The sequence below is a fragment of the Lysobacter humi (ex Lee et al. 2017) genome, from assembly GCF_054781815.1.
In genome coordinates, this window is record NZ_BAAGTR010000001.1 from 157,714 (window position 1) to 182,983 (window position 25,270).

The 25,270-nt window shown below is 70.4% G+C and carries 17 protein-coding genes, 2 pseudogenes and 1 riboswitch; of the genes and pseudogenes, 8 read left to right on the top strand and 11 right to left on the bottom strand.

Annotation, left to right across the window (positions count from 1 at the left end; all coding sequences use genetic code 11):
* The first annotated feature begins 241 nt into the window (after nt 1-241).
* Nucleotides 242-2,647 (top strand): TonB-dependent receptor plug domain-containing protein, encoded by a 2,406-nt coding sequence (locus tag ACYVJJ_RS00685; RefSeq protein ID WP_460830288.1) that lies wholly within the window; start codon nt 242-244, stop codon nt 2,645-2,647.
* Between the two features lie 103 nt (nt 2,648-2,750).
* Nucleotides 2,751-3,479, top strand: coding sequence for an NAD-dependent deacylase (locus ACYVJJ_RS00690; protein WP_460830289.1), 729 nt, complete (start codon nt 2,751-2,753; stop codon nt 3,477-3,479).
* Between the two features lie 94 nt (nt 3,480-3,573).
* On the opposite strand, the pseudogene clpB reads toward ACYVJJ_RS00690, so the two are convergent.
* Nucleotides 3,574-6,156: pseudogene (clpB, locus tag ACYVJJ_RS00695) on the bottom strand (ATP-dependent chaperone ClpB); the annotation flags it as partial.
* A gap of 167 nt (nt 6,157-6,323) precedes the next feature.
* Here clpB and otsB point away from each other — a divergent pair.
* The 4 genes and pseudogenes from otsB to ACYVJJ_RS00715 all read left to right on the top strand — a co-directional run bounded on the left by otsB (nt 6,324) and on the right by ACYVJJ_RS00715 (nt 11,679).
* Nucleotides 6,324-7,094 carry a trehalose-phosphatase gene (otsB, locus tag ACYVJJ_RS00700; protein ID WP_460830291.1) on the top strand — a complete coding sequence of 257 codons (771 nt, stop codon included), beginning with the start codon at nt 6,324-6,326 and terminating at the stop codon, nt 7,092-7,094.
* A complete protein-coding gene (locus tag ACYVJJ_RS00705) occupies nt 7,091-8,863 on the top strand; it encodes a glycoside hydrolase family 15 protein (RefSeq protein ID WP_460830292.1) in 1,773 nt (590 codons plus the stop codon). The genes otsB and ACYVJJ_RS00705 overlap by 4 nt, the downstream gene beginning before the upstream one ends.
* A gap of 147 nt (nt 8,864-9,010) precedes the next feature.
* Nucleotides 9,011-10,366 (top strand): annotated as a pseudogene (gene otsA, locus ACYVJJ_RS00710) (alpha,alpha-trehalose-phosphate synthase (UDP-forming)); the annotation flags it as partial.
* Nucleotides 10,367-10,563: 197 nt separating this feature from the next.
* Nucleotides 10,564-11,679, top strand: coding sequence for a saccharopine dehydrogenase family protein (locus ACYVJJ_RS00715; RefSeq protein ID WP_460830294.1), 1,116 nt, complete (start codon nt 10,564-10,566; stop codon nt 11,677-11,679).
* On the opposite strand, the gene ACYVJJ_RS00720 is transcribed toward ACYVJJ_RS00715, so the two are convergent.
* The 4 genes from ACYVJJ_RS00720 to rluD are packed head-to-tail and all read right to left on the bottom strand — an operon-like array spanning nt 11,621 to nt 14,343.
* The gene (locus ACYVJJ_RS00720) at nt 11,621-12,109 is read right to left on the bottom strand and encodes a thiol-disulfide oxidoreductase DCC family protein (protein ID WP_460830296.1); all 489 of its coding nucleotides are present in this window, start codon (nt 12,107-12,109) and stop codon (nt 11,621-11,623) included. The genes ACYVJJ_RS00715 and ACYVJJ_RS00720 overlap by 59 nt on opposite strands.
* Nucleotides 12,099-12,620: a DUF4166 domain-containing protein gene (locus ACYVJJ_RS00725; protein ID WP_460830297.1), complete on the bottom strand. Its 522-nt coding sequence runs from the start codon at nt 12,618-12,620 to the stop codon at nt 12,099-12,101. The genes ACYVJJ_RS00720 and ACYVJJ_RS00725 overlap by 11 nt, the downstream gene beginning before the upstream one ends.
* Entirely contained in the window at nt 12,617-13,375 is a 759-nt protein-coding gene (gene pgeF, locus ACYVJJ_RS00730; RefSeq protein ID WP_460830299.1) for a peptidoglycan editing factor PgeF, read from the bottom strand. The genes ACYVJJ_RS00725 and pgeF overlap by 4 nt, the downstream gene beginning before the upstream one ends.
* The gene (gene rluD, locus ACYVJJ_RS00735; RefSeq protein WP_460830300.1) at nt 13,372-14,343 is read right to left on the bottom strand and encodes a 23S rRNA pseudouridine(1911/1915/1917) synthase RluD; all 972 of its coding nucleotides are present in this window, start codon (nt 14,341-14,343) and stop codon (nt 13,372-13,374) included. Before rluD ends, pgeF begins: the two co-directional genes overlap by 4 nt.
* A gap of 111 nt (nt 14,344-14,454) precedes the next feature.
* Between rluD and ACYVJJ_RS00740 the strand changes: the two genes are divergently transcribed.
* On the top strand, nt 14,455-15,318 hold the full coding sequence (locus tag ACYVJJ_RS00740) for an outer membrane protein assembly factor BamD (protein ID WP_460830302.1): 864 nt from the start codon (nt 14,455-14,457) through the stop codon (nt 15,316-15,318).
* A gap of 147 nt (nt 15,319-15,465) precedes the next feature.
* A complete protein-coding gene (locus ACYVJJ_RS00745; RefSeq protein ID WP_460830303.1) occupies nt 15,466-16,305 on the top strand; it encodes a PhzF family phenazine biosynthesis protein in 840 nt (279 codons plus the stop codon).
* Between the two features lie 267 nt (nt 16,306-16,572).
* Here the strand turns inward: ACYVJJ_RS00745 and ACYVJJ_RS00750 are convergent, their stop codons facing one another.
* From ACYVJJ_RS00750 to sucC, 6 genes are all read right to left on the bottom strand, one after another.
* Nucleotides 16,573-18,204 (bottom strand): NAD+ synthase, encoded by a 1,632-nt coding sequence (locus tag ACYVJJ_RS00750; RefSeq protein WP_460830305.1) that lies wholly within the window; start codon nt 18,202-18,204, stop codon nt 16,573-16,575.
* A gap of 19 nt (nt 18,205-18,223) precedes the next feature.
* On the bottom strand, nt 18,224-18,631 hold the full coding sequence (locus ACYVJJ_RS00755; protein ID WP_460830307.1) for an acyl-CoA thioesterase: 408 nt from the start codon (nt 18,629-18,631) through the stop codon (nt 18,224-18,226).
* Entirely contained in the window at nt 18,618-19,628 is a 1,011-nt protein-coding gene (locus tag ACYVJJ_RS00760) for a ribonucleotide-diphosphate reductase subunit beta (protein ID WP_460830308.1), read from the bottom strand. Before ACYVJJ_RS00760 ends, ACYVJJ_RS00755 begins: the two co-directional genes overlap by 14 nt.
* Nucleotides 19,629-19,853: 225 nt before the next feature.
* Nucleotides 19,854-22,250 (bottom strand): ribonucleoside-diphosphate reductase subunit alpha, encoded by a 2,397-nt coding sequence (locus ACYVJJ_RS00765; RefSeq protein WP_460830310.1) that lies wholly within the window; start codon nt 22,248-22,250, stop codon nt 19,854-19,856.
* A gap of 174 nt (nt 22,251-22,424) precedes the next feature.
* Nucleotides 22,425-22,633: riboswitch (cobalamin riboswitch) on the bottom strand.
* A 536-nt stretch (nt 22,634-23,169) separates the two neighbouring features.
* Nucleotides 23,170-24,045, bottom strand: a complete 876-nt coding sequence (gene sucD, locus ACYVJJ_RS00770) for a succinate--CoA ligase subunit alpha (RefSeq protein WP_460830311.1) — start codon at nt 24,043-24,045, stop codon at nt 23,170-23,172.
* A 52-nt stretch (nt 24,046-24,097) separates the two neighbouring features.
* The gene (gene sucC, locus ACYVJJ_RS00775) at nt 24,098-25,267 is read right to left on the bottom strand and encodes an ADP-forming succinate--CoA ligase subunit beta (RefSeq protein ID WP_460830313.1); all 1,170 of its coding nucleotides are present in this window, start codon (nt 25,265-25,267) and stop codon (nt 24,098-24,100) included.
* Between the last annotated feature and the right edge of the window lie 3 nt (nt 25,268-25,270).

Sequence of the window (25,270 nt, forward strand, 5' to 3'; positions counted from 1 at the left end):
CGAACGGCCCGGGCGACCGGGCCGTTTCCATTTACGCGGCAAGAGGCCGATGCCCGCCCGTCGCGAGCTTGCGCTGGCGACCGGGCCGGCAGGGGGGGGCAGCGATGCGCTGCCACGTCAGCCCGTGCCCTGCACGCCCTCTGCCCACGTGCGCAAAAACGCGTAAACGCGACCACGACGGCCCGCTCCTGCCGACTGGGCTAGTCTCGGGCCTTCCGCCTCGCTGGGCCCGGAGTTTCCGATGAAGAGCACTGCCCTGCATGCCGCACTGCTGCTGGCGCTCGCCGGCATGGCGCGCCCCGCCTTCGCCCAAGAGGCCGGCACCGACGAGGCGACTCTCGACCAGGTGATCGTGACCGGCACCCGTGCGTCGGATCGCACGGTCGCGCAGTCGGCCTCACCGATCGACGTGATCCGACCCGAGGCGCTCGAGGCGACCGGCACGACCGAACTCGCGACGGCGCTGGCGCGAACCCTGCCGTCGCTGAATTTCCCGCGGCCGGCGATCTCCGACGGCACCGATGCGGTGCGGCCGGCGCAACTGCGCGGGCTGGCGCCGGACCAGGTGCTGGTGCTCGTCAACGGCAAGCGCCGGCACGGCACGGCGCTGCTCAACCTCAATGGCACACAGGGGCGCGGCTCGTCGCCCGTGGATCTCAATGCCATCCCCATCGCCGCGATCGATCGCGTCGAGGTGCTGCGCGACGGCGCGTCCGCGCAGTACGGCTCGGATGCGATTGCGGGCGTGATCAACATCGTGCTCAAGGGCAAGCCGGGAACAGGCAGCATCAATGCGCGTGTCGGCCAGTACAGCGCGGGCGACGGACGTACCGTCCAGCTCTCGGGCGACAGCGGCTTCGCCCTCGGCGATGCCGGCTTCGTGCACCTGTCCGCGCAGGGGGTCGACAGCGACCAGACCGACCGTGCGCGGCCGTTCCAGGGAACGCCGTCGGCGACATCGCCACCGCTCGGGGTCGTGGTGCAGCGGCAGGGCGATCCGGCGATCGAGCAGCAGGCGGTGGGCTTCAATTCGGAATACGCACTCGGCGGCGGCGTGGAACTATTCGCCTTCGGCACTGCCAGCCGGCGTGACGCGCTTTCGAACGGCTTCTTCCGCCCGGCCGGCGATACGCGCAACATCCCGGCGATCTACCCGAACGGCTTCCTGCCGCAGATCCGCAACATCGCCGACGATCGTGCGTTCGTCGCCGGCCTGCGTGGGGAAACCGCGGGCGGGCTCGGCATCGAGTTCAGCTACAACTACGGCGGCAGCGACCTCGACTTTCGCATCGAAAACAGCCTCAACCGCTCCCTCGGCCCGACCTCGCAGCGCAATTTCTTCGCCGGCGCGCTGGAATTCGAGCAGCGCGTGCTCAATCTCGACTTCACCAAGTACGTCGAGTCCGGCCGGCTGCATGCACCGCTCGCGATCGCCTTCGGGGTGGAATGGCGCGGCGAGGACTTCGCGCAGCGTGCCGGCGAGCCGGCGTCCTACGTCAACGGCGGCGTGCTGCTGCCGAACGGCACGCCCGCGCCCTCGGGCTCGCAGGTCTTCCCGGGCTTCCGGCCCGCCGATGCGCGGGCCTTCGATCGCCACAGCTATTCGGTCTACGGCGACGTGGAGATGGAGCTGACCGAGAAATTCTCGCTCGGCCTCGCGGCACGTGCAGAGCAGTACAGCGACTTCGGCGACACGACGTCGGGCAAGCTCTCCGCGCGCTACGCCTTCACCCCGGCCTTCGCGCTGCGCGGCACCGCGTCGACCGGTTTCCGTGCACCGTCGCTGCAGCAGCAGTTCTTCCAGTCCACGGCGACCAACTTCATCAGCGTGCCGGGCGTGGGCACGGTGCCCTTCGATATCCGCACGTTCCGCGTCAACGATCCCGCGGCCATCGCGCTCGGCGCCGAGCCGCTGCGCGCCGAGGAGTCGAAGAACCTCTCGCTCGGCGTGGTGCTCACGCCGGCGAAGGACCTCTACATCACCCTCGACGCCTACCAGATCGAGATCGATGACCGGATCGCGCTGTCGGAGAACCTGACGTCGCCGGCCGTGCGGACCTATCTCAACGCGAACGGCTTCCCGGATGTCGGCGGCGGGCGCTACTTCACCAACGCGATCGACACGACGACGCGCGGCGCGGATCTGGTCGCCACCTATGTCGTGCGGCGCGGGGACCTGCGCATCGATTTCACCGGCGGCTACAACTACAACAAGACGGAAATCGACCGCATCGCGCCCAATCCGCCTTCGCTGCAGGCGATCGATCCGACGGCCGTCCGCTTCGGGCGGACCGAGGTGGGTCGCCTGGTGGTGGGCTCGCCGCGCAACAAGCTGACCATGGGCAGCGTCTACAGCTATGGGCCGTGGAAGCTCGCTTCCAACACCACGCGCTACGGCAGCGTGACCGTTCGCGGCGCGACGCCGGCGCTCGACCAGACCTTCGAGGCCAAGTGGCTGTGGGACCTCGCGCTCAGCTACACGCGCGATGCCTGGGAGTTCACCCTCGGCGCGGACAACGTGCTCGACGAGTATCCCGACGAGGTGATCTTCGCGAATTCCACCTCGGGCCAGCTGCCGTATTCGTCGAGCTCGCCGTTCGGCTTCAACGGCGCGTTCGTCTACGGCAACGTGCGTTACCGCTGGTGAGTCGGAACGGCGTCACGCGGCGTGCCCGGCCGCGGCGCATGCGTGTGGCGTCGACGCATCGGTCGTCCCGCCCGCGGTGGCCGGGCGCCGCAGGCCCGCGCTGATGGACCGCTTCGTCTTCCTCACGGGCGCCGGCATGTCCGCCGAGAGCGGCGTGCCGACCTTCCGCGACGGCCTCACCGGCCTGTGGTCGCGCTTCGACGCCGAATCGCTCGCCACGCCCCAGGCGTTCCGGCGCGACCCCGCACTGGTCTGGGGCTGGTATCGATGGCGGGCGTCGCAGCTTCTCGCGGTGCAGCCCAACGCAGGGCATCGCGCGATCGCCGAGATGGAACGCCGGGGCGCGCGGGTCGACGTGGTGACGCAGAACGTCGACGACCTCCACGAGCGCGCCGGCAGCACGCGCGTGCTGCACCTGCACGGCCGCCTGCTGCAGTCGCGCTGCATCGACTGCGGCGCCCGCCGCACGCCCGAGCCGATCCTGCACGAGCTCGCGCCGCAGGACGGCGGAGGCCCCGAGGCGCCACCGGCGTGTACCGACTGCGGCGGGTCGTTCCGCCCGGACGTGGTCTGGTTCGGCGAGGCGCTGCCCCAGGACGCCTGGGACGCCGCCGTCGAGGCGATCTCGGCGTGCGATCGCGTCGTGGTGGTCGGCACCTCGGGGCTGGTCCAGCCCGCGGCGTCGCTCCCGCTGCTGGCGCGCGAGCTCGGCAAGCCCGTGCTCGAGATCAATCCCAACCGCAGTGCGATCACATCGTCCGTCGACGCGCACTGGCCGGTCGGGGCAGGCGAAGGGCTGCGTCGGCTGCTCGACGGGATCGCGTTGGACTAAGGGGCAGCGACGCGGCCGCCGCCCCCGGCCGTCAATGCGCGCTCGGGCTGGCCGCGTCGGGCGACGCGCGCTGCGCCGGCGGCGGCGTGTCGCCTGCACGATCGAATGCGAGGTGCCCGCCCTCCGGCCGCACGTGGATCGTGTCGCCCTGCGCGAACTCGCCGGCGAGGATCCGCTGCGCGAGCGGGTTCTCCAGCTGCTGCTGGATCGCGCGCTTGAGCGGACGGGCGCCGTAGACCGGGTCGAAGCCGACGTTCGCGAGCAGCGTAAGCGCCTCGTCGGTGAGCTGCAGCCTGAGTCCGCGCTCGGCGAGGCGCTTTTCCAGTCCGCGCAGCTGGATCCGCGCGATCCCGCGGATCTGCGTCTTGTCGAGCGGATGGAAGACGACGATGTCGTCGAGCCGGTTGATGAATTCCGGGCGGAAGTGCGCCTGCACCACGCCCATCACCGCCGCCTTCATCTGCAGGTAGGCCTCCGGCGAGCCGTCGCCCGAGAGCTCCTGGATCTGGTGCGAGCCCAGGTTCGACGTCATCACGATCACGGTGTTGCGGAAGTCGACCGTGCGGCCCTGGCCATCGGTGAGGCGGCCGTCGTCGAGCACCTGCAACAGGATGTTGAAGACGTCCGGATGGGCCTTCTCGACCTCATCGAGCAGGATCACGCTGTAGGGACGCCGGCGCACGGCTTCCGTCAGGTAACCGCCCTCCTCGTAGCCCACGTAGCCCGGGGGCGCGCCGACAAGCCGGCTCACCGCGTGCTTCTCCATGAACTCGCTCATGTCGATGCGCACCATGGCGTCGGGCGAATCGAAGAGGAATTCGGCGAGCGCCTTGCACAGCTCGGTCTTGCCGACGCCGGTGGGGCCGAGGAACAGGAACGAACCGCTCGGGCGGTTCGGATCCGACAGGCCCGCGCGCGAACGGCGCACGGCATCGGACACGACCTTGATCGCCTCGTCCTGGCCGACCACGCGCGCATGCAGCTGCTCCTCCATCTTCAGCAGCTTCTCGCGCTCGCCTTCCAGCATCTTGTTGACCGGAATGCCCGTCCAGCGGCTCACGACCTCGGCAATTTCCTCGTCGGTCACCTTGTCCTGCAGCAGGGTGAAGCCCTTCGTCTCGGCCTCCTGCGCGGCGGCGAGCTGCTTCTCGAGCTCGGGAATACGCCCGTACTGGATCTCCGACATGCGCGCATAGTCCTGCTTGCGCTGCGCGGCCTCGAGCTCCACGCGCGCGGCCTCGATCTGCTCCTTGATCCGCGTCGCGCCCTGCACGCTCGCCTTCTCGGCCTTCCAGACTTCTTCCAGGTCGTTGAACTCGCGCTCGAGCGTGCCGATGTCGGCCTCGAGGTCCGCCAGTCGCTGCTTCGACGCCTCGTCCTTCTCCTTCTTCAGCGCCTCGCGCTGGATCTTGAGCTGGATCAGCCGGCGCTCGCGGCGGTCGAGCTCCTCGGGCTTGGAGTCGATCTCCATGCGGATGCGGCTCGCCGCCTCGTCCATCAGGTCGATGGCCTTGTCGGGGAGCTGGCGGTCGGCGATGTAACGGTGCGACAGCGTCGCGGCGGCGACGATCGCCGGGTCCGTGATCTCCACGCCGTGATGCACGGCATAGCGCTCCTTGAGGCCGCGCAGGATCGCGATCGTGTCCTCGACGGAAGGCTCGCCCACGAAGACCTTCTGGAAGCGGCGCTCCAGCGCGGCGTCCTTCTCGACGTACTTGCGGTACTCGTCGAGCGTGGTCGCGCCGATGCAGTGCAGCTCGCCGCGCGCGAGCGCCGGCTTCAGCATGTTGCCCGCGTCCATCGCGCCGTCGGCCTTGCCCGCGCCCACCATCGTGTGCAGCTCGTCGATGAACAGGATTACCTGCCCTTCGTTCTTCGACAGCTCGTTGAGCACGGCCTTGAGGCGCTCCTCGAACTCGCCACGGTACTTCGCGCCCGCGATCAGGGCGCCCATGTCGAGCGAGAGCACGCGCTTGCCGCGCAGGCCTTCCGGCACCTCGCCGTTGACGATGCGCTGCGCCAATCCTTCGACGATCGCCGTCTTGCCCACGCCCGGCTCGCCGATCAGCACCGGATTGTTCTTCGTGCGCCGCTGCAGCACCTGGATCGTGCGACGGATCTCCTCGTCGCGGCCCACGACGGGATCGAGCTTGCCGGCCTCGGCGCGCTCGGTGAGGTCGACCGTGTACTTGGTGAGCGCCTGGCGCGCGTCCTCGGCGTTCTCGTCCTGCACCTTCTCACCGCCGCGCAGCCTGTCGACGGCCGCCTCGAGCTTCTCGCGCGTGGCGCCGGTGGCCTTGAGCGCGCGGCCGACTTCACCGCCGTCGTCGAGCGCCGCGAGCACGAACAGCTCGCTGGCGATGAAGGCGTCGCCCCGCTCGCTCGCGAGCTTGTCGGTCACGTTGAGAAGGCGCGCGAGATCGTTGCCGACCGAGACGTTCCCGGCCTGCCCCGACACCTTCGGCAGCTTCTCCAGCGCCTCGCCGAGCCGCTCGCGCAGGCTCGCCACGTTCACGCCCGCCTGCGCGAGCAGCGGGCGCGTGCTGCCGCCGGTCTGGTCGACGAGCGCGGCGAGCAGGTGCACGGGTTCCATCACGCTGTGGTCGCGCGCGACGGCCAGCGACTGGGCATCGCCCAGGGCCTGCTGGAAGCGCGACGTGAGCTTGTCCATCCGCATGGCGGTTTTCCTCTGATCCGGGGCGACGCATGCGCCGCGATGGCGGTGAGATGCGGCCCCGACGCCGCGTTTCAAGCAGCGCCGGCCGATATTCAGCCGCCGTGGGGCCTCTGCGCGGCCGGGGCCATCCACCTTCCGCTTACAGCCCCGCGACGAGACTGCGCCGGATGAGTGCGACCGCCCCCCTCGCCCTGCCGGCCCCGCCGCCCGTCCAGCCCCACTGGGCGCTGTTCCTCGACATCGATGGCTGCCTGCTCGACTTCGCGGACCACCCGGACGACGTCGACGTCCCGCCGGGGCTGCATGACGACATCGCGCGCCTGCGGCAGGCCCTCGGCGGCGCGCTCGCGCTGGTGAGCGGGCGCTCGCTCGCGCAGATCGACGCGCTGTTCCCCGAGATGCAGCTCGAGGCGGCCGGGCTGCACGGCCTGCAGTTGCGCGCCGGACTCACCGGTGATGCCGGGCCGGCCGCGAACGTCGACGACCTCGTCCGCGTGCGCGAGGCCGCCGAGCAGGTCGCCGGCGCGCATCCCGGCGCGCGCGTGGAGGACAAGGGCATCGCGCTCGCGCTGCACTGGCGTGCGGCGCCGCAAGCCCGCTCCGCGCTCGAGGCGATCGCCGCGTCTGCGGTCTCCCAGATGCCCGGCTATCGCCTGCAGCACGGCAACTGCGTGGTCGAGCTGCGCCCGGACGGCCACCACAAGGGCACGGCCATCGAGCGCCTGATGCGCACCAGTCCGTTCGAAGGGCGGCTGCCCGTCTACGCGGGCGACGATTTCACGGACGAGGACGGCTTCATGACCACCAATTCGCTCGGCGGCCTGTCGATCATCGTCGGCGACCGCCGCCCCACCACCGCCCGCCACGGCATCCGCGATACCGCCGCGCTGCGCGCCTGGCTCTCCGACGGCGCGCGTCGCCTTGGAGCCGCCGAATGAGCTCGCTCGACCTCGGCCTGATCGGCAACGGCTCCATCGCGGCGCTCGTCGATCCGCGTGCGCGGATCGTCTGGGGCTGCGTGCCGGCCTTCGACGGCGACCCGACCTTCTGCGCGCTCCTCTCCCCGCAGATCGACGGCGGCGACTTCACCATCGAGCTCGCCGACTGCGCGGGCAGCGAGCAGCATTACCTCGAGAACACCGCGGTGCTGCGTACGGTGCTGCGCGACACACGCGGCGGCGCGATCGAGATCCTCGACTTCTGCCCGCGATGGAAGCAGTTCGACCGCTTCTACCGCCCGGTGATGACGATCCGCAGCGTCCGCCCGCTGTCGGGGGAGCCGCGCATCCGCATCCGCCTGCGCCCCTTGAGCGACTACGGCAGCCGCGTGCCGGAGATCACCTGGGGCAGCAACCACGTGCGCTACGTGCTCGGCACGTACACGCTGCGCCTCAACACCAATGCGCCGATCCGCATGGTGCGCGACGAAATTCCGCTGCTGCTCGACCGCGAGCTGCACTTCGTGATCGGCCCGGACGAGACCTTCACCCAGTCGGTCGCCACTTTCGCCCGCGAGGCCCTGGAGAAGACGGTCGACTACTGGCGCGAATGGGTGCGTGCACTGTCGATCCCGCTCGAGTGGCAGGACGCCGTCATCCGCAGCGCGATCACGCTCAAGCTCTGCCAGTTTGATGAGACCGGCGCGATCATCGCCGCGGTCACCACGTCGATTCCCGAGTACGCGGATACGGCGCGCAACTGGGACTACCGCTACTGCTGGCTCCGCGATGCGGCCTTCGTGGTGCGCGCGCTCAATCGCCTCGGCGCGACGCGGACCATGGAGGAGTACCTGCGCTATGTCTCCAACCTGATCCCCGAGGACGGCCACCTGCAGCCGCTCTACGGGATCGGCCTGGAGCGCGAGCTGCACGAGGAAGAGGTGCCCTCGCTCACCGGCTACCGCGGCATGGGCCCGGTGCGGCGCGGCAACCTCGCCTGGATCCAGCCGCAGCACGACGTCTACGGCAGCGTGGTGCTGGCCTCCACGCAGCTCTTCTTCGACCGGCGCCTCAACCTGCCCTCCGACCCCACGCACTTCCACCGCCTCGAGCGGCTCGGCGAGCGCGCCTGGGGGCTGTACGACCAGCCCGATGCGGGCCTCTGGGAGTTCCGCGGTCGCGTGGAGGTGCACACCTATTCGGCCGTGATGTGCTGGGCCGCCTGCGATCGGCTCGCGAAGATCGCGCGGCAGTTGCAGCTGCACGATCGCGCCCATTTCTGGGGCGAGCGTGCCGCGCGCATGCACGCCCGGATCAGCGAACTCGCCTTCCACCCGCAGCAGGGCATCTTCGTCGAAGGCACGCACAGCGGGCGGCTGGACGCGGTGATCCTGCTGCTCGCCGACCTCGGCTTCGTCGCCCCCGACGACCCGCGCTTCGCGGCGACGGTCGAGGTCATCGGCCGCGAGCTGCGCCGGGGCGACGGCATCCTGCGCTACATCGCGCCGGACGACTTCGGCGTGCCGGAGACGAGCTTCACGATCTGCACGTTCTGGTACATCGACGCCCTCGCCGCGGTCGGTCGCACCGCCGAGGCGCGCGAGATGTTCGAGCGCGTGCTCGCACGCCGCAACCACCTCGGCCTGCTCTCCGAAGACCTCTCGCTGGAGGGCGGCGAGCTGTGGGGCAACTTCCCGCAGACGTATTCGCACGTGGGGCTCATCAATGCGGCGATGCGGCTCAGCCGGCCGTGGGAGGACGCGACGTGAGGCCCGGCGTATGCCACCACGCCGCCTCTGCGCGCCGCACGACGCGCGCGGCGGTAAACGGGGCCCCGTCACGCGCCTCAGAGCCACGTTCGCGCAACCTCGATTCGCCGGCGACGGTCGGCCGTCGTCCATAGCCAACGGGTCCGCATGGGTCGCCTCGTCGTCGTCTCCAATCGCGTCGCACTGCCGGAGGAATCGCGCGCCGGCGGGCTCGCGATCGCGCTCCTCGATGCGCTCCGCGAGGAAGGCGGCCTGTGGTTCGGCTGGAGCGGCAGGATCGATCCGCATGCATCGGGACGCATGCGCGAGCAGCAGGAAGGCAACATCTGTTTCACCACGATGGACCTGTCCGAGCAGGACCACGAGGACTACTACAACGGCTTCGCGAACCGCACCCTGTGGCCGCTGCTGCACTTCCGCATGGACCTGGTCGACTACGACCGGGACACCTATGCGGGCTACCAGTGCGTCAATGCGTTGTTCGCCGGCAAGCTCGCGCCGCTGCTGCGCGAGGACGACCTCGTCTGGATCCACGACTACCACCTGATCCCGCTCGCGAAGCTGCTGCGCGAGCGGGGCGTGCGCTGCCGCATCGGCTTCTTCCTGCACGTGCCGATGCCCTCCTCGGACCTGCTCGCCGCGCTGCCGAGCCACCAGCGGCTGTTCGAGGGGCTGTCCTCCTGCGACCTCGTCGGCTTCCAGACCGGGCGCGACCTCGAACGCTTCCAGGACTACGTGCGCCTGTTCGGCCGCGGCCGCGTGATCGAGCGCGGGCTCCTCGAGGCCCCGAACGGGCGGCGGTTCCGCGCCGACGCGTTCCCCATCTCGATCGACACCCAGCGCATCGCCGAGCAGGCGGTCGAGGCCGCCGGCAAGCCCGGCGTGAACCGCCTGATGGCGAGCATGTCGGGCCGGGCGCTCGCGATCGGCGTCGACCGCCTCGACTATTCCAAGGGCCTGCCCGAGCGCTTCCGCGGCTTCGCGAACTACCTGGAGCGCTACCCGGACCAGCGCGGGCAGCTCACGTTCCTGCAGATCGCGCCGGTCTCGCGCGGCGACGTCGCCGAGTACAAGGACCTGCGCCACGAGCTCGAGCAGCTGTCGGGTCACATCAACGGGCGCTTCGCCGAGCCCGACTGGACCCCCGTGCGCTACGTCAATCGCAATTTCCCGCATTCCACGCTGACCGGCTTCTACCGCATGGCGCGCGTGGGGCTGGTCACGCCCCTGCGCGACGGCATGAACCTGGTGGCGAAGGAGTTCGTCGCCGCGCAGGATCCGGAGAATCCCGGCGTGCTGCTGCTCTCGCCGTTCGCCGGTGCGGCACGCGAGCTTGATGGCGCGCTGATGGTGAACCCCTACGACCTCGACGGCGTCGGCGACGCGATCGCGCAGGCGATGACGATGTCGCTGGCCGAGCGGCGCGAACGCTGGCAGGGCATGTTCGAGCACCTGCGCGAGCACGACGTCACCCACTGGCGGCGCAGTTACCTGCAGGCCCTGCGCGCGCCGCTGCCCGAGCAGCCGGCCATCGACACGACGTTCGACAGCGGCACCCGCGCGGATCGGCCGGGAAGCGCATCGCGCCAGCGTCGCGGCGCCGCCGGCGCGATTCCGGATCGGCGGCCTACGATCGATCCCCATACCGGGCCCGGCCCGCACCTCGCACACTGAGCCGTCCCCGCCGCTAGCATGGCGGCATGCCGCGATTCCGTGTCCTCCTGATCGGTGCCTACGGGCAGTTCGGTCGACGCATCGCGGGCGAGCTCGCGCGCGATCCGGACCTGCAGCTGGTGCTCGCCGGGCGCGATGTCGCCAAGGCACGGGCACTTGCCGCGACGCTCGGTGGCGACGTGCTCGCCACCGCGATCGACGTCGAGGCGGCAGCTCTCGACACCGCGATCGCCGCGCAGTCGCCCGAGCTCGTCATCCACGCGGCCGGCCCGTTCCAGCAGCGCGATTACCGCGTCGCCGAAGCCGCGCTCGCCTGCGGCGCGCACTATGTCGACCTCGCCGACGGTCGCGCGTTCGTACACGGCATCACCGCGCTCGATGCACGCGCGCGCGCCGCGCGCCGCTGGGTGGTGAGCGGCGCGAGCAGCGTGCCGGGCCTGTCGGCCGCGGTGGTGGCCGCGCTGCGGCCCCGCTTCGCACGGCTCGAACGCATCGAGTCGGCGATCAGCCCCGGCAACCGCACCGAACGCGGCCTCGCCACGACACGCGCGATCCTCGGCTATGTCGGCCGCCCGTTTCCTGCACTGATCGACGGCCGCTGGCGCGACGTGCACGGCTGGCAGTCGTTGCGCTGCCTGCACGATTCGGCCACCGGCACGCGCTGGCTCGCGCGCTGCGACGTGCCCGACCTCGCGCTGCTCCCCGAACACGTGCCCGGATTGCAGCATTGCGACTTCCGCGCGGGCCTCGAGCTGCGGCGCATGCACCTCGGACTATGGCTCGCGAGCTGGGCCGTGCGCGTGGGACGAATGCGCGCGCTGCCGCGGTGGGCGCCGGCGCTGCTGCGCCTGAGCGAGCGCTGGCTCGATGCCGGCAGCGACGTGGGCCTGATGCAGGTGCGCCTCGACGGTAGCGACCCCGCGGGCCGAGCACTCTCGCTCGACTGGCGCATCGTGGCGGCCGAGGGCAGCGGGCCCCAGATCCCCGCGACCGCCGCCGTCGTGCTCGCGCGCAAGCTCGCCCGTGGCACGCTGCCCGGCGCAGGGGCCCGGGCCTGCCTCGATCTCTTCGACCTCGACGAGTTCATGGCGGCGCTGGCGGCGTTTCCGATCCGGACGACGCTGCGGGAAGCGCGTCGATGAACCGTGCGGCGACGGCGGGCCCCGGCAGCAGGCAGGCTTCGCGCCGCCCGAACCAGCGGTAGCGATTGCGCGCCACCAGCCGGTAGGCCGGATCCCGAAGCGCGCGGGGCAACAGAAGCAGCGCGACGCCGGCGATCGACCACGGCAGGCCGAGGCCTCGCAGCAGGCGCGCGATCGCCGTGCTGTCGGTCCATGCACCATCCGCATCGACCAGCAGGAACGACGCGGGGTCCGTGGGATCGAGCCCGTACGCCGCGAGCAGCGCCGCGCCCGCCGGCGACTGCATTGCCGCGAAACGGTAGTGCGCCCGGCGGTCGTGGCGCAGCAGGAAGCGCACCCAGGCATTGCAGAGCAGGCATATGCCGTCGAAGACGATGACCGGGCCCGCCCGCGAGACATTCGCCGCGGCGTACTCGGCGTCAGTCGACATCGAGCCAGCCCCGGTAGTGCACCAGCCGCCCGACGACGGGCAGGCGGGCGCGGACATCAAAGCGGTAGCGCCCGTCGGCCTCCGATTCCGTCGCGCGCACGCCGTCGAACCAGCGCAGTGGCAGCGCAAGCCCCAGCGCCGCGGCGCGCGCGACGCGCCATTCGATGCAGCCGTCACGCACGGCGAGGTCGAAGTCGAACGTGACGAGCCCCAGCCGCTCGCGCAGGCGCCCGCCGTGCGCGACCAGGCGCGAGGGCATCGCACGGCCTGCCACGCGTCGCGTCCACATCTCGCGTCCGGGGGTGATGTCCAGATCCACCACGATCGGTCCGGAACCCGGCGGCGGCAGCCGCGTCGCCGCGGCGCACAGGCGCGACAGCAGCCCCGCGCCCCGCTCGACGACGACCTCGCCGTGATAGCGCGCTCGCCCTTCGCGCAGATGCAGGCGCTGCACGGTCGGCGGCAGCGTCCGGAATTCGCCGCCGAGCAGCCGCGCGAAGATCGTCGTCATTCGAACCAGATGACGGAGGCCATGCGCCCCGTGCGCCGGTCGCGGCGATGCGAGTAGAAGCGGTCCGGCTCGCCGATCGTGCACAGGCCGCCGCCGTGGATGCGGTCGGCGCGCAGCCCGGCCCGTTCGAGGCGCCGGCGCGCGAGTGCATAGAGATCGACGCGCCAGTGATCGGGCCGCGTGCAGGCGAATGCGCTGCCGCAGGTCCAGTCGGGCGCGACGAAGGCATCGAAGACCTCGACGCCGACCTCGTAGTTCTGCGGGCCCGCCGCGGGGCCGAGCCAGGCATGCAGGTCCGCGGCCGGCGTGCGCATCGCGTCGACCGTCGCCTCGAGCACGCCCGCGGCGAGCCCCCGCCAGCCCGCATGCGCGCCGCCCACCTCGCGGCCGTCGTCGGCGAAGAAGAGCACCGGCAGGCAGTCGGCGGTGAGGATCGCGACGACGCGACCCGGCGTGGTCGTCACCGCGGCGTCCGCCTCGGACTCGTAGGCGTCGACCACGGCCTCGTCCAGCCGCATCACGTCGATGCCGTGCACCTGCCGCATCCAGACCGGTGCCGACGGCAGCGCGAAGCGGTCGACGAGCTCGCGGCGGTTGGCCTCGACGACAGCCGGGTCGTCGCCGTCGGCGGCATGGCGGTTGCCAAGGTTGAACGTATCGAAGGGGGCCTGCGAGGCGCCCGCGCCGTAACGCAGCGTGGTAAAGGCCCGCACGCCGGGCGGCAGGGGCGCATCGGCGTGCAGGCGGGCGCTCACCGGCCGCGCGCCTCCGCCTCGTGCGCATCGATGCGCAGTGCGCTGATCAGCGCCTGCAGGTCGGCCGGCACCGGCGCGGTCGCACGGATCGCCTCGCCGCTCACCGGATGCGCGAATTCGAGCGTCTCGGCATGCAGGGCCTGGCGCTTGAAGCCGCGCAGGGCGTCGATGGTCTCGGTGGACGCGCCGCGCGGCAGCTTGAGCGGCCCGCCGTAGAGCGGATCGCCCACGATGGGATGCTTGAGGTGCGCCATGTGCACGCGGATCTGGTGCGTGCGGCCGGTCTCGAGCCGGCACTCGAGCAGCGTGTGCGCGCGGAAGCGCTCGCGCAGGCGGAAATGCGTCACCGCCTCCTTGCCGTCCTCGCGCACCGCCATGCGCAGGCGGTCGCGCGGATGGCGGTCGATCGGCGCGTTCGCGGTGCCGCCCGAGACCAGCGCACCGACCACCACCGCGAGGTACTGGCGATGCACCTGCCGCGCCGAGAGCTGCGCGACGAGCGAGGTATGGGCCTCGAGCGTGCGCGCGACGACCATCACGCCCGAGGTGTCCTTGTCGAGGCGATGCACGATGCCGGCGCGCGGCAGGGCCGAAAGCCCCGGGTCGCGATGCAGAAGCGCGTTCACCAGCGTGCCGGCCGGATTGCCCGCACCCGGATGGACGACGAGCCCCGCCGGCTTGTCGAGCACGATGACGTGGGTGTCCTCGTACAGGACGTCGAGCGCGATGTCCTCGGCGGGTGCGTCGGTCTGCACGCCGATCTCGGCCTGCACCGTGATCCGCTCGCCGCCGCGGACGGCATCGCGCGGGCGGGCCTCGCGGCCGTCGAGCAGCGCCTGTCCGCCCTTGATCCAGCCGGCCAGTCGCGAGCGCGAATGCTCGGGGAACATCTCGGCGAGGACGGCGTCGAAGCGGCGCCCGGCGAATTCGTCGGGCACGCGCGCATCGAAGGTGATCGGATCGGGCATCGGCGGGTCTCGGTGGTGCGGGCCGCCAGCGCGGGCCGGTTAAGACGGGCCTGCTATTATCGGGCCTTCCCGCCTTCCTGCCGGCCCATCGCCCTCATGAGCCTTCGCTCCATGCTCCGTCCGTCCGCCTTCGTCCGTCCGGCGATGGCCGCCGTGCTCGCGGTCTCGCTGCTCGCCGGTACCGGCTGCGCCCGCGTCAAGGGCCTGTTCCGCGACGATGCCAAGACCGAGGGCGTGCCCGTCGAGCAGCTCTATGCCGAAGGCCACCGTTCGATGGTCAACGGCAACTGGTCGAACGCCGAGGAGACGTACAAGCGCCTCGTCGCCCAGTACCCGTACGGCGCATACACCGAGCAGGCGCTGATCGAGACCGCCTACGCGCAGTACAAGGCCGGCAAGCACGAGGACGCGGTCAGCTCGATCGACCGCTTCATCCGCACGTACCCGACCCACCGCAACATCGCGTACCTCTACTACCTGCGCGGGCTGGTCAACTCGAGCCGCGACACGGTCTTCCTGCAGCGGGTCTGGCGCCTGGACCCGGCCCGCCGCGACCTCGCCACGCCGATGCAGGCCTACAACGACTTCTCGATCGTCGCCGAGCGCTACGGCAACAGCCGCTACGCCGAGGATGCGCGCAAGCGGATGACCGACCTGCGCAACATCTTCGCGCGCCACGAGATGGATACCGCGCTCTACTACCTGCGTCGCGAAGCCTACGTCTCGGCCGCGTCGCGCGCGCGCTACGTGCTGGACACGTATCCGCAGTCGGCCTACCAGAACGATGCGATCGCCGCGCTCGCTGCCGCCTACACCGGCCTCGGCAACACGGCACTCGCGAACGACGCCCGCACCACGCTGCAGCAGCAGGACCCGAACCACCCCTACCTGCGCGGCGACTGGCCGGACTACCCGGGCCACCTGCGCCGCCTGAATCCGTTCGCGGGCGACAAGTCGCCGCTCGCGCGGGACTGACCGACGCACCGCCGCGATGAAGACGCCGCCTCCGGGCGGCGTCTTCGTTTCCGGCCATGCGATGCGCGGAATGCAGTGGCCCGCCGAGTGGCCTCGAAGCGGCGGTCCGGGCCACCAGACTGCGGCCATCACCCCGGGACGACGCCCATGGACACCCCGATCCTCCAGTACACCGCCTTCAGCACCGACCCCGACGGCGGCAATCCCGCGGGCGTCGTCCCCGATGCCCGCGGCCTCGACGAGGCGGCCATGCAGGCCATCGCGCGCCGCCTCGGCCATTCCGAGACGGCCTTCCTCGTGCCACACGGCGAGGGCCGGTTCGACGTGCGCTATTTCAGCCCCGAGGCCGAGGTGCCGTTCTGCGGCCACGCCACCATCGCGAGCGCCGTGGCGATCGCCGACCGCGATGGACCGGGCGCGCTGCGATTCGACACGCGCGCCGGCCGCGTCGACGTGGAGACAGGCCGCAACGCCGCGGGCGCGCATGCCACGCTCACGAGCGTCGCGCCGCGCGTCGAGCCGGCCCCCGACGGGCTGGTCGACCGCGCGCTCGCCGCACTGGGCTGGTCGCGCGCGGAGCTCGATGCCGCGCTCCCCCCGCGCATCGCCTTCGCGGGCGCGCGGCACCTCGTGCTCGCCGCGGCCACGCGCGATCGCCTCGCGCGACTCGACTACGACTTCGACGCGCTGCGCGCGCTCATGCTCGCGCACGACCTGACCACCGTCGCCCTCGTGCAGCGCGAGAGCGCAACGCGCTACCACGTGCGCAACCCATTCCCCGTGGGCGGCGTGGTCGAGGATCCCGCGACCGGTGCTGCCGCGGCGGCGTTCGGCGCCTACCTGCGCGAGCGGGGCCTCGCCCATCCGCCCGCGGAGATCGAGTTGCACCAGGGCGACGACATGGGCCGGCCGAGCCGCCTCCACGTGAGCATCGGCAGCGCGCCGGGCATCCGCGTGCGCGGCCATGCCGTGCGCATGGGCGACTGAGCGTCGGCGGCGTCGGTCGAAGCAATCGAGCGTGCGTCGCGGTGGGCCACTCTAGGGCGGCTCCGACCGTATCGGCGGCTGTGCAGCACTCGCGGTGCGTTTGACGGCTGCGGATCGCCGCGACGCCAAGGGACAGCGAGCCGACGCGCAGCACGACGTGCCCGTCGGCGACCCACGGCCGTCGACGGCGCAGCACGAGGACACATTCGAATGATCCGCCCGCGCCACCGGTAACGCCGGCGCTCGTGGACCGTGACGCTCGGGCCTTCAGCGGTACCCGTTCGTGATCGGATAGCGCCGTTCGCGCCCGAACGCGCGGCGCGTGAGCTTCGGCCCCGGCGCCGCCTGGTGGCGCTTCCATTCGCTGATGCGCACCAGCCGCAGCACCTTGTCGACCGTCGCCGCGTCGAAGCCCGCGGCGACGATCTCGTCGCGCGACTGCTCCTGGTCGACGTGCCGCAGCAGGATCGCATCGAGCACGTCGTAGGGCGGCAGTGAGTCCTGGTCCTTCTGGTTCTCGCGCAGCTCGGCCGATGGCGCGCGGTCGATCACGCCCACGGGGATGGCCGGATCGCCCACCGTGTTGCGCCAGCGCGCCAGGCGGTAGACGTCGGTCTTGTAGACGTCCTTGAGGGGCGCGTAGCCGCCGGCCATGTCGCCGTAGATCGTGGCGTAGCCGACCGCGTACTCGCTCTTGTTGCCGGTGGTGAGCAGCAGGCCGCCGAACTTGTTGGACAGCGCCATCAGCATGGCGCCGCGGATGCGCGACTGCAGGTTCTCCTCGGCGAGGTCCGGCGCGCGCCCTTCGAACGTGCCGGCGAGCGTCTCGAGGTAGGCCGCGAACGGCGCCTCGATCGGCAGCGTAAGCAGGCGCACGCCCTGCTTGTCGCACTGCTCCTGCGCGAGGTCGTTGGACAGGTCCGCCGTGAAGCGCGACGGCAGCCGGACCGCGGTGACGTTCTCCGCGCCCAGCGCGTCGACGGCGATGGCGAGCACGAGCGACGAGTCGATGCCGCCCGACAGCCCGAGCCAGACCGTCTCGAAGCCGTTCTTGCGGCAGTAGTCGCGCGTGCCGCGCACCAGTGCGCGCCAGGCGAGCGCCTCGCGGCTCTCGTCGCCGTCCTCGGCCCACTGCAGGGCGTCGAAGCGGCGCGTGGCCGGGTCGAAGTCGACGACGAGCATCTCGTCGCTGAAGGCCGCGGCGGCCGGATGCACGGCGCCGTCGCCATCGGCGACGACCGAGGCACCGTCGAACACCACCGCATCCTGCCCGCCCACGCAGTTCACGTAGGCGATCGCCACCCCCGACTCGCGCGTGCGTTGCTCGAGCAGCGCGTCGCGCAGGGCATGCTTGTCGTGCTCGAACGGTGAGGCATTCGGCACGACGACCAGTTCCGCGCCTTCCGCGACGGTCGCGGCGAGTGGCTCGGCGAACCAGACGTCCTCGCAGATCACCAGCCCGACGCGCACGCCCTCGACATCGATCACGCAGGCTTCGCCATCCGGATCGACCGCGAAGTAGCGGCGCTCGTCGAAGACGGCGTAGTTCGGCAGCTCGCGCTTGCGGTAGGTGCGCTCGACGCGGCCATCGCGCAGCACGCTCGCGGCATTGAAGACGATCGGACCGGCGGCCTCGGGCCAGCCGACGATCGCGGTGATGCCCCGCACTTCCGCGGCGATGCGCTCCAGCGCCGCCGCGCAGTCGACGAGGAAGCTCGGCCGCAGCAGCAGGTCCTCCGGCGGATAGCCGCTGATCGTGAGTTCCGGGAACACCGCGAGCTGCGCGCCGTAGGCGTCGCGCGCCTCGGCGACGAGGCGGACGATCCGGTCGGCATTGCCGTTGATGTCGCCGACGGGAAAATCGAACTGGGCGAGTGCGATCCGCAGGGCCATGGCCACTCCTCGAGATCCGCCGATTCTAGCCGTCCGCCGGTGAGCTGCCGTCGAGCGGCGCGACGGGCGCGGGGCGTCCGCCGGCATCGAGCGCGATCATCGTGAAACGGCCGCGCGTGCACAGGTGGCGCGTGCCGGCATGCGGGTCCTCCGTATGCAGCTCGACCTCGACCTGCATCGAGCTGCGCCCCACGCCGACGACGCGGGCGACCAGCTCGACCAGCTGCCCCTGCCGCACCGGCACATGGAAGTCGACCTGCTCCGAGCGGGCCGTCACCACGGTGCGCCGCGCATAGCGCGTGGCGGCGACGAAGGCCGCCTTGTCCATCCAGGCGAGCGCCTGCCCGCCGAACAGCGTGCCGAGGTGGTTGGCGTGGTCGGGGAAGACGATCTCCCAGAGGCGCGCCTCGCGCGGGGTGTCAGAAGGCGTCATCGAAGGCCACCTGTCCGCTCACGCCCACCTGGTAGGCGGACACGCGGCGCTCGAAGAAGTTCGTCAGCTCCTGCACGTCCTGCAGGTCCATGAAGGCGAAGGGATTGCGACTGCCGAACTCGGGCGCGAGGCCGAGCGCGGCGAGCCGCAGGTCGGCGACGTATTCCAGGTACTGCCGCATCTCGCGCGGCGAGAGGCCGTTCACGCCACCCGAGAGCACGTCATGGGCGAATGCGGCCTCGACGCCCACCGCCTCGCGCAGCATCGAGCGCACGTCGGTCTCCAGCGCGAGGTCGAGCAGGTCGGGCTCCTCGTCGCGCACGGTGCGGATGACCTCGAGCGCGAACGCCATGTGGCCCGACTCGTCGCGGAACACCCAGTTGGTGCCCGCGGCGAGGCCCGGCAGCAGGCCGCGCGAGCGAAGGAACCAGACGTAGGCGAAGGCCGCGAAGAAGAACAGGCCCTCGATGCAGCAGGCGAAGCAGATCAGGTTCAGCAGGAACGTTCGACGGTGCTCGCGGGTCTCCAGCCGCTGCAGGCCCTGGATCGAGTCGATCCAGCGGAAGCAGAAGTCGGCTTTGGCGCGGATCGAGGCGATGTTCTCGATCGCGGCGAACGCGGCGGCGCGTCGCTCGACGTCGGGCACGTAGGCATCGAGCAGCGTGAGATAGAACTGCACGTGCAGCGCTTCCTCGTACAGCTGCCGCGACAGGTACATGCGCGCCTCGGGCGCATTGATGTGCTGGTAGAGGTTCAGCACGAGGTTGTTGGCCACGATCGAATCGCCGGTCGCGAAAAAGGCGACGAGGCGCTCGACCAGGTGCCGGTCGGCCGGCGTGAGGCGGTCGCGCAGGTCGTTGACGTCGATGCCGAAGTCGATCTCCTCCACCGTCCACGTATTGCGCACCGCATCGCGGTACATGTCGTAGAACGCGGGATAGCGCATCGGGCGCAGGGTCAGGGCGAAGCCGGGGTCGAGCAGGCGGGTGGCGGTCATGGCGGGTCCGTGCGGCGATCGCCGCGTGGCGGCGTCGCCTGGAAAGGGTGCGGGGGCGGCGGTCGAATCCGTTCGGTCGATCCGTGGGCGCGCTCCGTCGCGCCGGGTCCGGGACGTCCTCGGCGGCTCCTGCCGCCTCCGCCACCGCCGCAGAGGAAACGTCAGCCCCGCGGTGGCACCGGCGGCCGAAGCACCGGTGCCACCACGAGGTGACGGACTGGGCGGTTACTGACAGGCCTCGCAGGCCTCGGGGTTCTCGAGCGAGCAGGCGATCGCGGCCGGCGGCGTCGCCGCGCTCACCGTCGCCTTCGCGATGCGGGTCGCGGGGCGCGAGCGCAGGTAGTAGGTCGTCTTCAGGCCGGACTTCCAGGCGTACATGTACATCGACGACAGCGGGCCGATCACCGGGCTCTCCATGAACAGGTTGAGCGACTGCGACTGGTCGATGTACGCGCCGCGCGCCGCGGCGAGGTCGATCAAGGCCTTCTGCGGCAGTTCCCAGGCGGTGCGATAGACCTCGCGCAGCGGCGCGGGGATCGCGTCGATCGACTGGATGGAGCCCTCGCCGAGCTTGATCGCGTCGCGGATCGTCTGCGTCCACAGGCCGAGCTTCTTCAGCTCGTCGACGAGATGGCGGTTGACCTGCACGAAGTCGCCCGACAGCGTCTCGCGCTTGAACAGGTTCGACACCTGCGGCTCGATGCATTCGTAACAGCCGGCGATCGAGGCGATCGTGGCCGTCGGCGCGATGGCGACGAGCAGCGAGTTGCGCAGGCCGTGCTTCGCGATGCGTGCCTTCAGCGCGTCCCAAGCGGGTGTCTGCGTCGGCGTCACGCCCCAGAGGTCGAACTGCAGCTCGCCCTGCGCCGCACGGGTCTCGGCGAACGACGGATGCGCGCCGTGCCGCTCGGCAAGATCGCAGGAGGCCTCGAGCGCATGCAGGTAGATCGCCTCGGCGATGCGCGTCGACAGTGCGAGTGCGTCGGCCGAGTCGAACGGCAGCCGGAGCTTGAAGAAGACGTCCTGCAGGCCCATCACGCCGAGCCCGACCGGCCGCCAGCGCAGGTTCGAGCGCCGCGCGGACTCGATCGGATAGAAGTTGAGGTCGATCACGCGGTCGAGCTGGCGCACGGCCACCTGCACGGTCTCGGCGAGCTTGTCGAAATCGAAGGCGTCATCGAGGACGTGCTGCGCGAGGTTGATCGAGCCGAGGTTGCAGACGGCGGTCTCCTCGGCGCTGGTTACTTCGAGGATCTCGGTGCACAGGTTCGACAGGTGCACCGTGCGGCCCGGGCCGACCTGGTTGCAGGTGCGGTTGGCCGCGTCCTTGAACGTCATCCAGCCGTTCCCGGTCTCGCCGAGCACCTTCATCATCCGTGCGTAGAGCTCGCGCGCCTTGAGCGTGCGGGTGGCGAGCCCCTGCCGCTCGGCCTGCTCGTAGGCGCGCTCGAAGGCCTCACCCCACAGGTCCGGCAACTCGGGCACGGCCTTCGGGTCGAACAGCGACCAGTCACCGTCGGCTTCGACCCGCCGCATGAAGAGGTCGGGGATCCAGTTGGCGAGGTTGAGGTTGTGCGTGCGGCGCATCTCGTCGCCGGTGTTGTCGCGCAGCTCGAGGAATTCCTCGATGTCCGCATGCCACGACTCGAGGTAGATGCAGGCCGCGCCCTTGCGCTTGCCGCCCTGGTTCACGGCGGCCACGGAGGCGTCGAGCGTCTTCAGCCACGGCACGATCCCGTTGCTGCGCCCGTTGGTGGAGCGGATCAGCGAGCCGCGCGCGCGGATGCGGTGGTAGGCCTGCCCGATGCCGCCGGAGAATTTCGACAGCTGCGCGACGTCACCGTAGCGGGCGTAGATGTCGGTGAGCGAATCCTGCGGGGAATCGAGCAGGAAGCAGGACGAGAGCTGCTCATGGCGCGTGCCCGAATTGAACAGCGTCGGCGAGCTCGGAAGGTAGTCGAGCGAAGCCATCAGCCGGTAGAGCTGCAGCGCACCTGCCGGGCTGTCGGTCAGCGCGACCGCGATGCGCATGAAGAAGTGCTGCGGCGTCTCGATGACGTGCCGCGAGTGCGGGTGCTTGAGCAGGTAGCGGTCGTAGAGCGTGCGCAGGCCGAAGTACTCGAATCGCTGGGTGTTCGAGGCGTCGATCGCATCGTTGAACTTGCGTGCATTGGCTTCGACGACGTCGCGGACGCGATCGTTGATCAGGCCGAGGTCGTAGCCGAGCACGATCGACTGCGAGAACGAGTACACGCCGAGCCCGGCGACCTCCTTGTCGATGTAGGCGCTCAGCAGCCGCGCGGCGAGGCGTGAGTACTGCGGCTCCTCGGCGGTGAACGCGGCGGCGGTGTGGATCGACAGCTCGTCGAGCTCTCGGGTCGTGGCGCCATCGAAGATCCCGCCGATCGTCTTGAGCGCGACGCGCATGGGGTCGATGTCGTCGAGCCCGCCTGCGCAGCGCTGCACGGCGCGCACGATCTTGGCGACGTCGACCGGCTCGCGGCGGCCGTCGCGCTTGGTGACGGTCATGGTCGCCGGTGCATGCGGCGGGGTCAGCGCGAAGCCCGACGGGTCGGCGTCGAGCGCCTCAGGCGGCGTGGCGTGGGTCAGTGTTTCGATCATCATGATTCCTCTCCGGTGGCGATGGAGAGGAAGCGAAAGCGGCGCACGCGTCGTCCTGCGCCGGCCCCCGCCCCCTCGGGCGAGCCGGCATCGACGCGATGGAGACGGAAGGCGGCGGACACGGGTCCGCGGACCGACCCGTCCCTCCCACGAGGACGCCTGGCCAACGGCGGCACGCGGCCACCGATCGAGGCAGGTCTTCGGACTCGTGGACCACGGCGACCGGGGTCGCCACCTACTGCGCGTCGCTTCCCAGCCGCTCGGGCCAGTGCCAATGACGCGGGTCGTTTCCACTTACCGCTGCGGGGCAGTCCCGGATTCCCACCGGGTTCCCTATTAAGCCGGCCCTGGCAGGCGCGGCACCTTCGACGGGCACAACATATGCGGCACGGACCGATCCGTCAACACAAGATTTTGTGAAGTCTGAGTCTGGGCGGGCGATGTTGCCCTGCATCTTCGAAAGCAGCATTGCCGGTTCGGATTCCCGTATCTGACGTAGCGCCGCTCCGCCAACCGGGCCGGGATGCCGCTTCCCTCTCGTCTTCGGAAGGGCAATAGCCGGAGGCACACGGGGGACCCGAAGGGCGGCGGGCATGGATGCCCGCCGTCCGCACTCGAGCCAGGATGGCGAGTGTGCGGATCGCGGCGCACTCACCCGTTGCGAGCTGTAGATCCGTCGGGGACGGCCCTTTCTTTTGGTTCCTTTTCTTTGGGCCGGCAAAGAAAAGGAACTCGCGCGCGCCAGCGCACGAAACGCCCCTCGCTCTGGCGTCAGCGGCCAGCGGCCAGCGGCCAGCGAGGGAATCAGCCATCGACCCGCGCACCCAGGCCCTATCCGCGCAGTGGCAGCACGACGCGACCGCCCCAAAAGCAGAAGGCCGCCCGAAGGCGGCCTCCCACGAACATCCTGGCGAATCGATCAACTCGCGAGTCGCTTCGCGATCGCCGCCCCCAGATCGCCCGGCGACTTCACCGTGGTGACGCCCGCCTTCTCCAGCGCCGCGAACTTGCCCTCGGCCGTGCCGGAGCCGCCCGAGGCGATCGCGCCCGCGTGGCCCATGCGCTTGCCCTTCGGCGCCGACGCACCGGCGATGAAGCCCACGACCGGCTTGGTCACGTACTGGCTGATGAACTCCGCGGCTTCCTCTTCTGCCGAGCCGCCGATCTCGCCGACCATGATGATGCCCTCGGTCTGCGGATCGTCCTGGAACCAGCGCAGGGCATCGATGAAGTTGGTGCCGTTGATCGGGTCGCCGCCGATGCCGATGCAGGTCGACTGGCCGAGGCCCACGTCGGTCGTCTGCTTCACGGCTTCATAGGTGAGCGTGCCCGAGCGCGACACGATGCCGATCTTGCCCGGCTGGTGGATGTGGCCCGGCATGATGCCGATCTTGCACTCGCCCGGCGTGATCACGCCCGGGCAGTTCGGGCCGACGAGCACCGTCTCCGGGTAGCCGTTGAGCACGTTCTTCGCGCGCAGCATGTCCAGCACCGGGATGCCCTCGGTGATGCAGACGATGACGCGGATGCCCGCGGCCGCGGCTTCCATGATCGCGTCGGCCGCGAACGGCGGCGGCACGTAGATGACGGACGCATCGGCGCCGGTGGCGGCGACGGCTTCTTCCATCGTGTTGAAGACCGGCAGGCCGAGGTGCTCGGTGCCGCCCTTGCCCGGGGTGACGCCGCCGACGACCTTGGTGCCGTAGTCGAGCATCTGCTGCGCGTGGAAGGTGCCCTGCGAGCCGGTGAAGCCCTGCACCAGCACCTTCGTGTCCTTGTTGATCAGAACGGACATTGGATTTCGTTTCCTGTGTCGGTCGCGCGGGTCACCGCGCGACGGGAATGTCTCAGGCGGCCTGCTGGACGGCCGCGACGGCCTTCTTCGCACCGTCGTTGATGTCGTCGGCCGCCGTGATGGCGAGGCCGGAGTTGCGCAGCAGCTCCTTGCCCGCTTCGACGTTCGTGCCCTCGAGGCGCACGATCACCGGCACCTTGACGTCGACTTCCTTGACCGCCGCGATGATGCCCTCGGCGATCATGTCGCAGCGGACGATGCCGCCGAAGATGTTGACGAAGATCGCCTTCACCTTGTCGCTGGACAGGATCAGCTTGAACGCCTCGGTGACGCGCTCCTTGGTCGCGCCGCCGCCCACGTCGAGGAAGTTGGCCGGCGAGCCGCCGTTGAGCGAGATGACGTCCATCGTCGCCATGGCCAGGCCGGCGCCATTGACCATGCAGCCGATGTCGCCGTCCATCGTGACGTAGTTGAGGTCGTACTTCGACGCAAGCACCTCCGTCTCGTCCTCCTGGCGCGTGTCGCGCATCGCGACCAGCTGCGGATGGCGGAACGAGGCGTTGTCGTCGGAGTTGATCTTGCCGTCGAGCACGGCGAGGTCGCCGTTGGTGAGGATCGCGAGCGGATTGAGCTCCACCAGCGCGAGGTCCTTCTCCATGAACAGCTTGAACAGGCCCGTCATGATCTTGGTCAGCTGGCCGACCTGCTTCGCGTTGAGGCCCATCGCGAAGCCGACGTCGCGGCACTGGTACGGCTGCAGGCCTTCGACGTAGTTGATGTTGAGCGTGTGGATCGCCTCGGGCTTCTCGTGGGCGACCTGCTCGATGTCCATGCCGCCTTCGGCCGAGGCGATGAACGTGACCGTCTTCGTCGAGCGGTCGACGAGCACCGACAGGTACAGCTCCTTGTCGATGTCCGTGCCTTCGGAGATCAGGACGCTGTCGATCGGCAGCTCGACGCCGGCGGTCTGGTAGGTCGCCATCTTCGTGCCGAGCATCGCCTTGGCGTAGTCGCGCACCTCGTCGAACGACCGGGCGAGCTTGACGCCGCCGGCCTTGCCGCGGCCGCCCGCGTGGATCTGCGCCTTGACGACCCACAGGTCGCCCGGGATCTGCTTGGCCGCCGCGACGGCCTCGTCCGGCGAGCGGGCGACGATGCCCTTGGGAACGGCGATGCCGTAGTCGGCGAAGAGCTGCTTCGCCTGGTATTCGTGGAAATTCATGCG

What these genes read in the sequence shown, in the direction of transcription:
- ACYVJJ_RS00685 (WP_460830288.1), top strand. Translation starts at nt 242, where the DNA reads ATGAAGAGCACTGCCCTGCATGCCGCACTGCTGCTGGCGCTCGCCGGC.
- ACYVJJ_RS00690 (WP_460830289.1), top strand. Translation starts at nt 2,751, where the DNA reads ATGGACCGCTTCGTCTTCCTCACGGGCGCCGGCATGTCCGCCGAGAGC.
- otsB (WP_460830291.1), top strand. Translation starts at nt 6,324, where the DNA reads ATGAGTGCGACCGCCCCCCTCGCCCTGCCGGCCCCGCCGCCCGTCCAG.
- ACYVJJ_RS00705 (WP_460830292.1), top strand. Translation starts at nt 7,091, where the DNA reads ATGAGCTCGCTCGACCTCGGCCTGATCGGCAACGGCTCCATCGCGGCG.
- ACYVJJ_RS00715 (WP_460830294.1), top strand. Translation starts at nt 10,564, where the DNA reads ATGCCGCGATTCCGTGTCCTCCTGATCGGTGCCTACGGGCAGTTCGGT.
- ACYVJJ_RS00720 (WP_460830296.1), bottom strand. Translation starts at nt 12,109, where the DNA reads ATGTCGACTGACGCCGAGTACGCCGCGGCGAATGTCTCGCGGGCGGGC.
- ACYVJJ_RS00725 (WP_460830297.1), bottom strand. Translation starts at nt 12,620, where the DNA reads ATGACGACGATCTTCGCGCGGCTGCTCGGCGGCGAATTCCGGACGCTG.
- rluD (WP_460830300.1), bottom strand. Translation starts at nt 14,343, where the DNA reads ATGCCCGATCCGATCACCTTCGATGCGCGCGTGCCCGACGAATTCGCC.
- ACYVJJ_RS00740 (WP_460830302.1), top strand. Translation starts at nt 14,455, where the DNA reads ATGCTCCGTCCGTCCGCCTTCGTCCGTCCGGCGATGGCCGCCGTGCTC.
- ACYVJJ_RS00745 (WP_460830303.1), top strand. Translation starts at nt 15,466, where the DNA reads ATGGACACCCCGATCCTCCAGTACACCGCCTTCAGCACCGACCCCGAC.
- ACYVJJ_RS00755 (WP_460830307.1), bottom strand. Translation starts at nt 18,631, where the DNA reads ATGACGCCTTCTGACACCCCGCGCGAGGCGCGCCTCTGGGAGATCGTC.
- ACYVJJ_RS00760 (WP_460830308.1), bottom strand. Translation starts at nt 19,628, where the DNA reads ATGACCGCCACCCGCCTGCTCGACCCCGGCTTCGCCCTGACCCTGCGC.
- ACYVJJ_RS00765 (WP_460830310.1), bottom strand. Translation starts at nt 22,250, where the DNA reads ATGATCGAAACACTGACCCACGCCACGCCGCCTGAGGCGCTCGACGCC.
- sucD (WP_460830311.1), bottom strand. Translation starts at nt 24,045, where the DNA reads ATGTCCGTTCTGATCAACAAGGACACGAAGGTGCTGGTGCAGGGCTTC.
- sucC (WP_460830313.1), bottom strand. Translation starts at nt 25,267, where the DNA reads ATGAATTTCCACGAATACCAGGCGAAGCAGCTCTTCGCCGACTACGGC.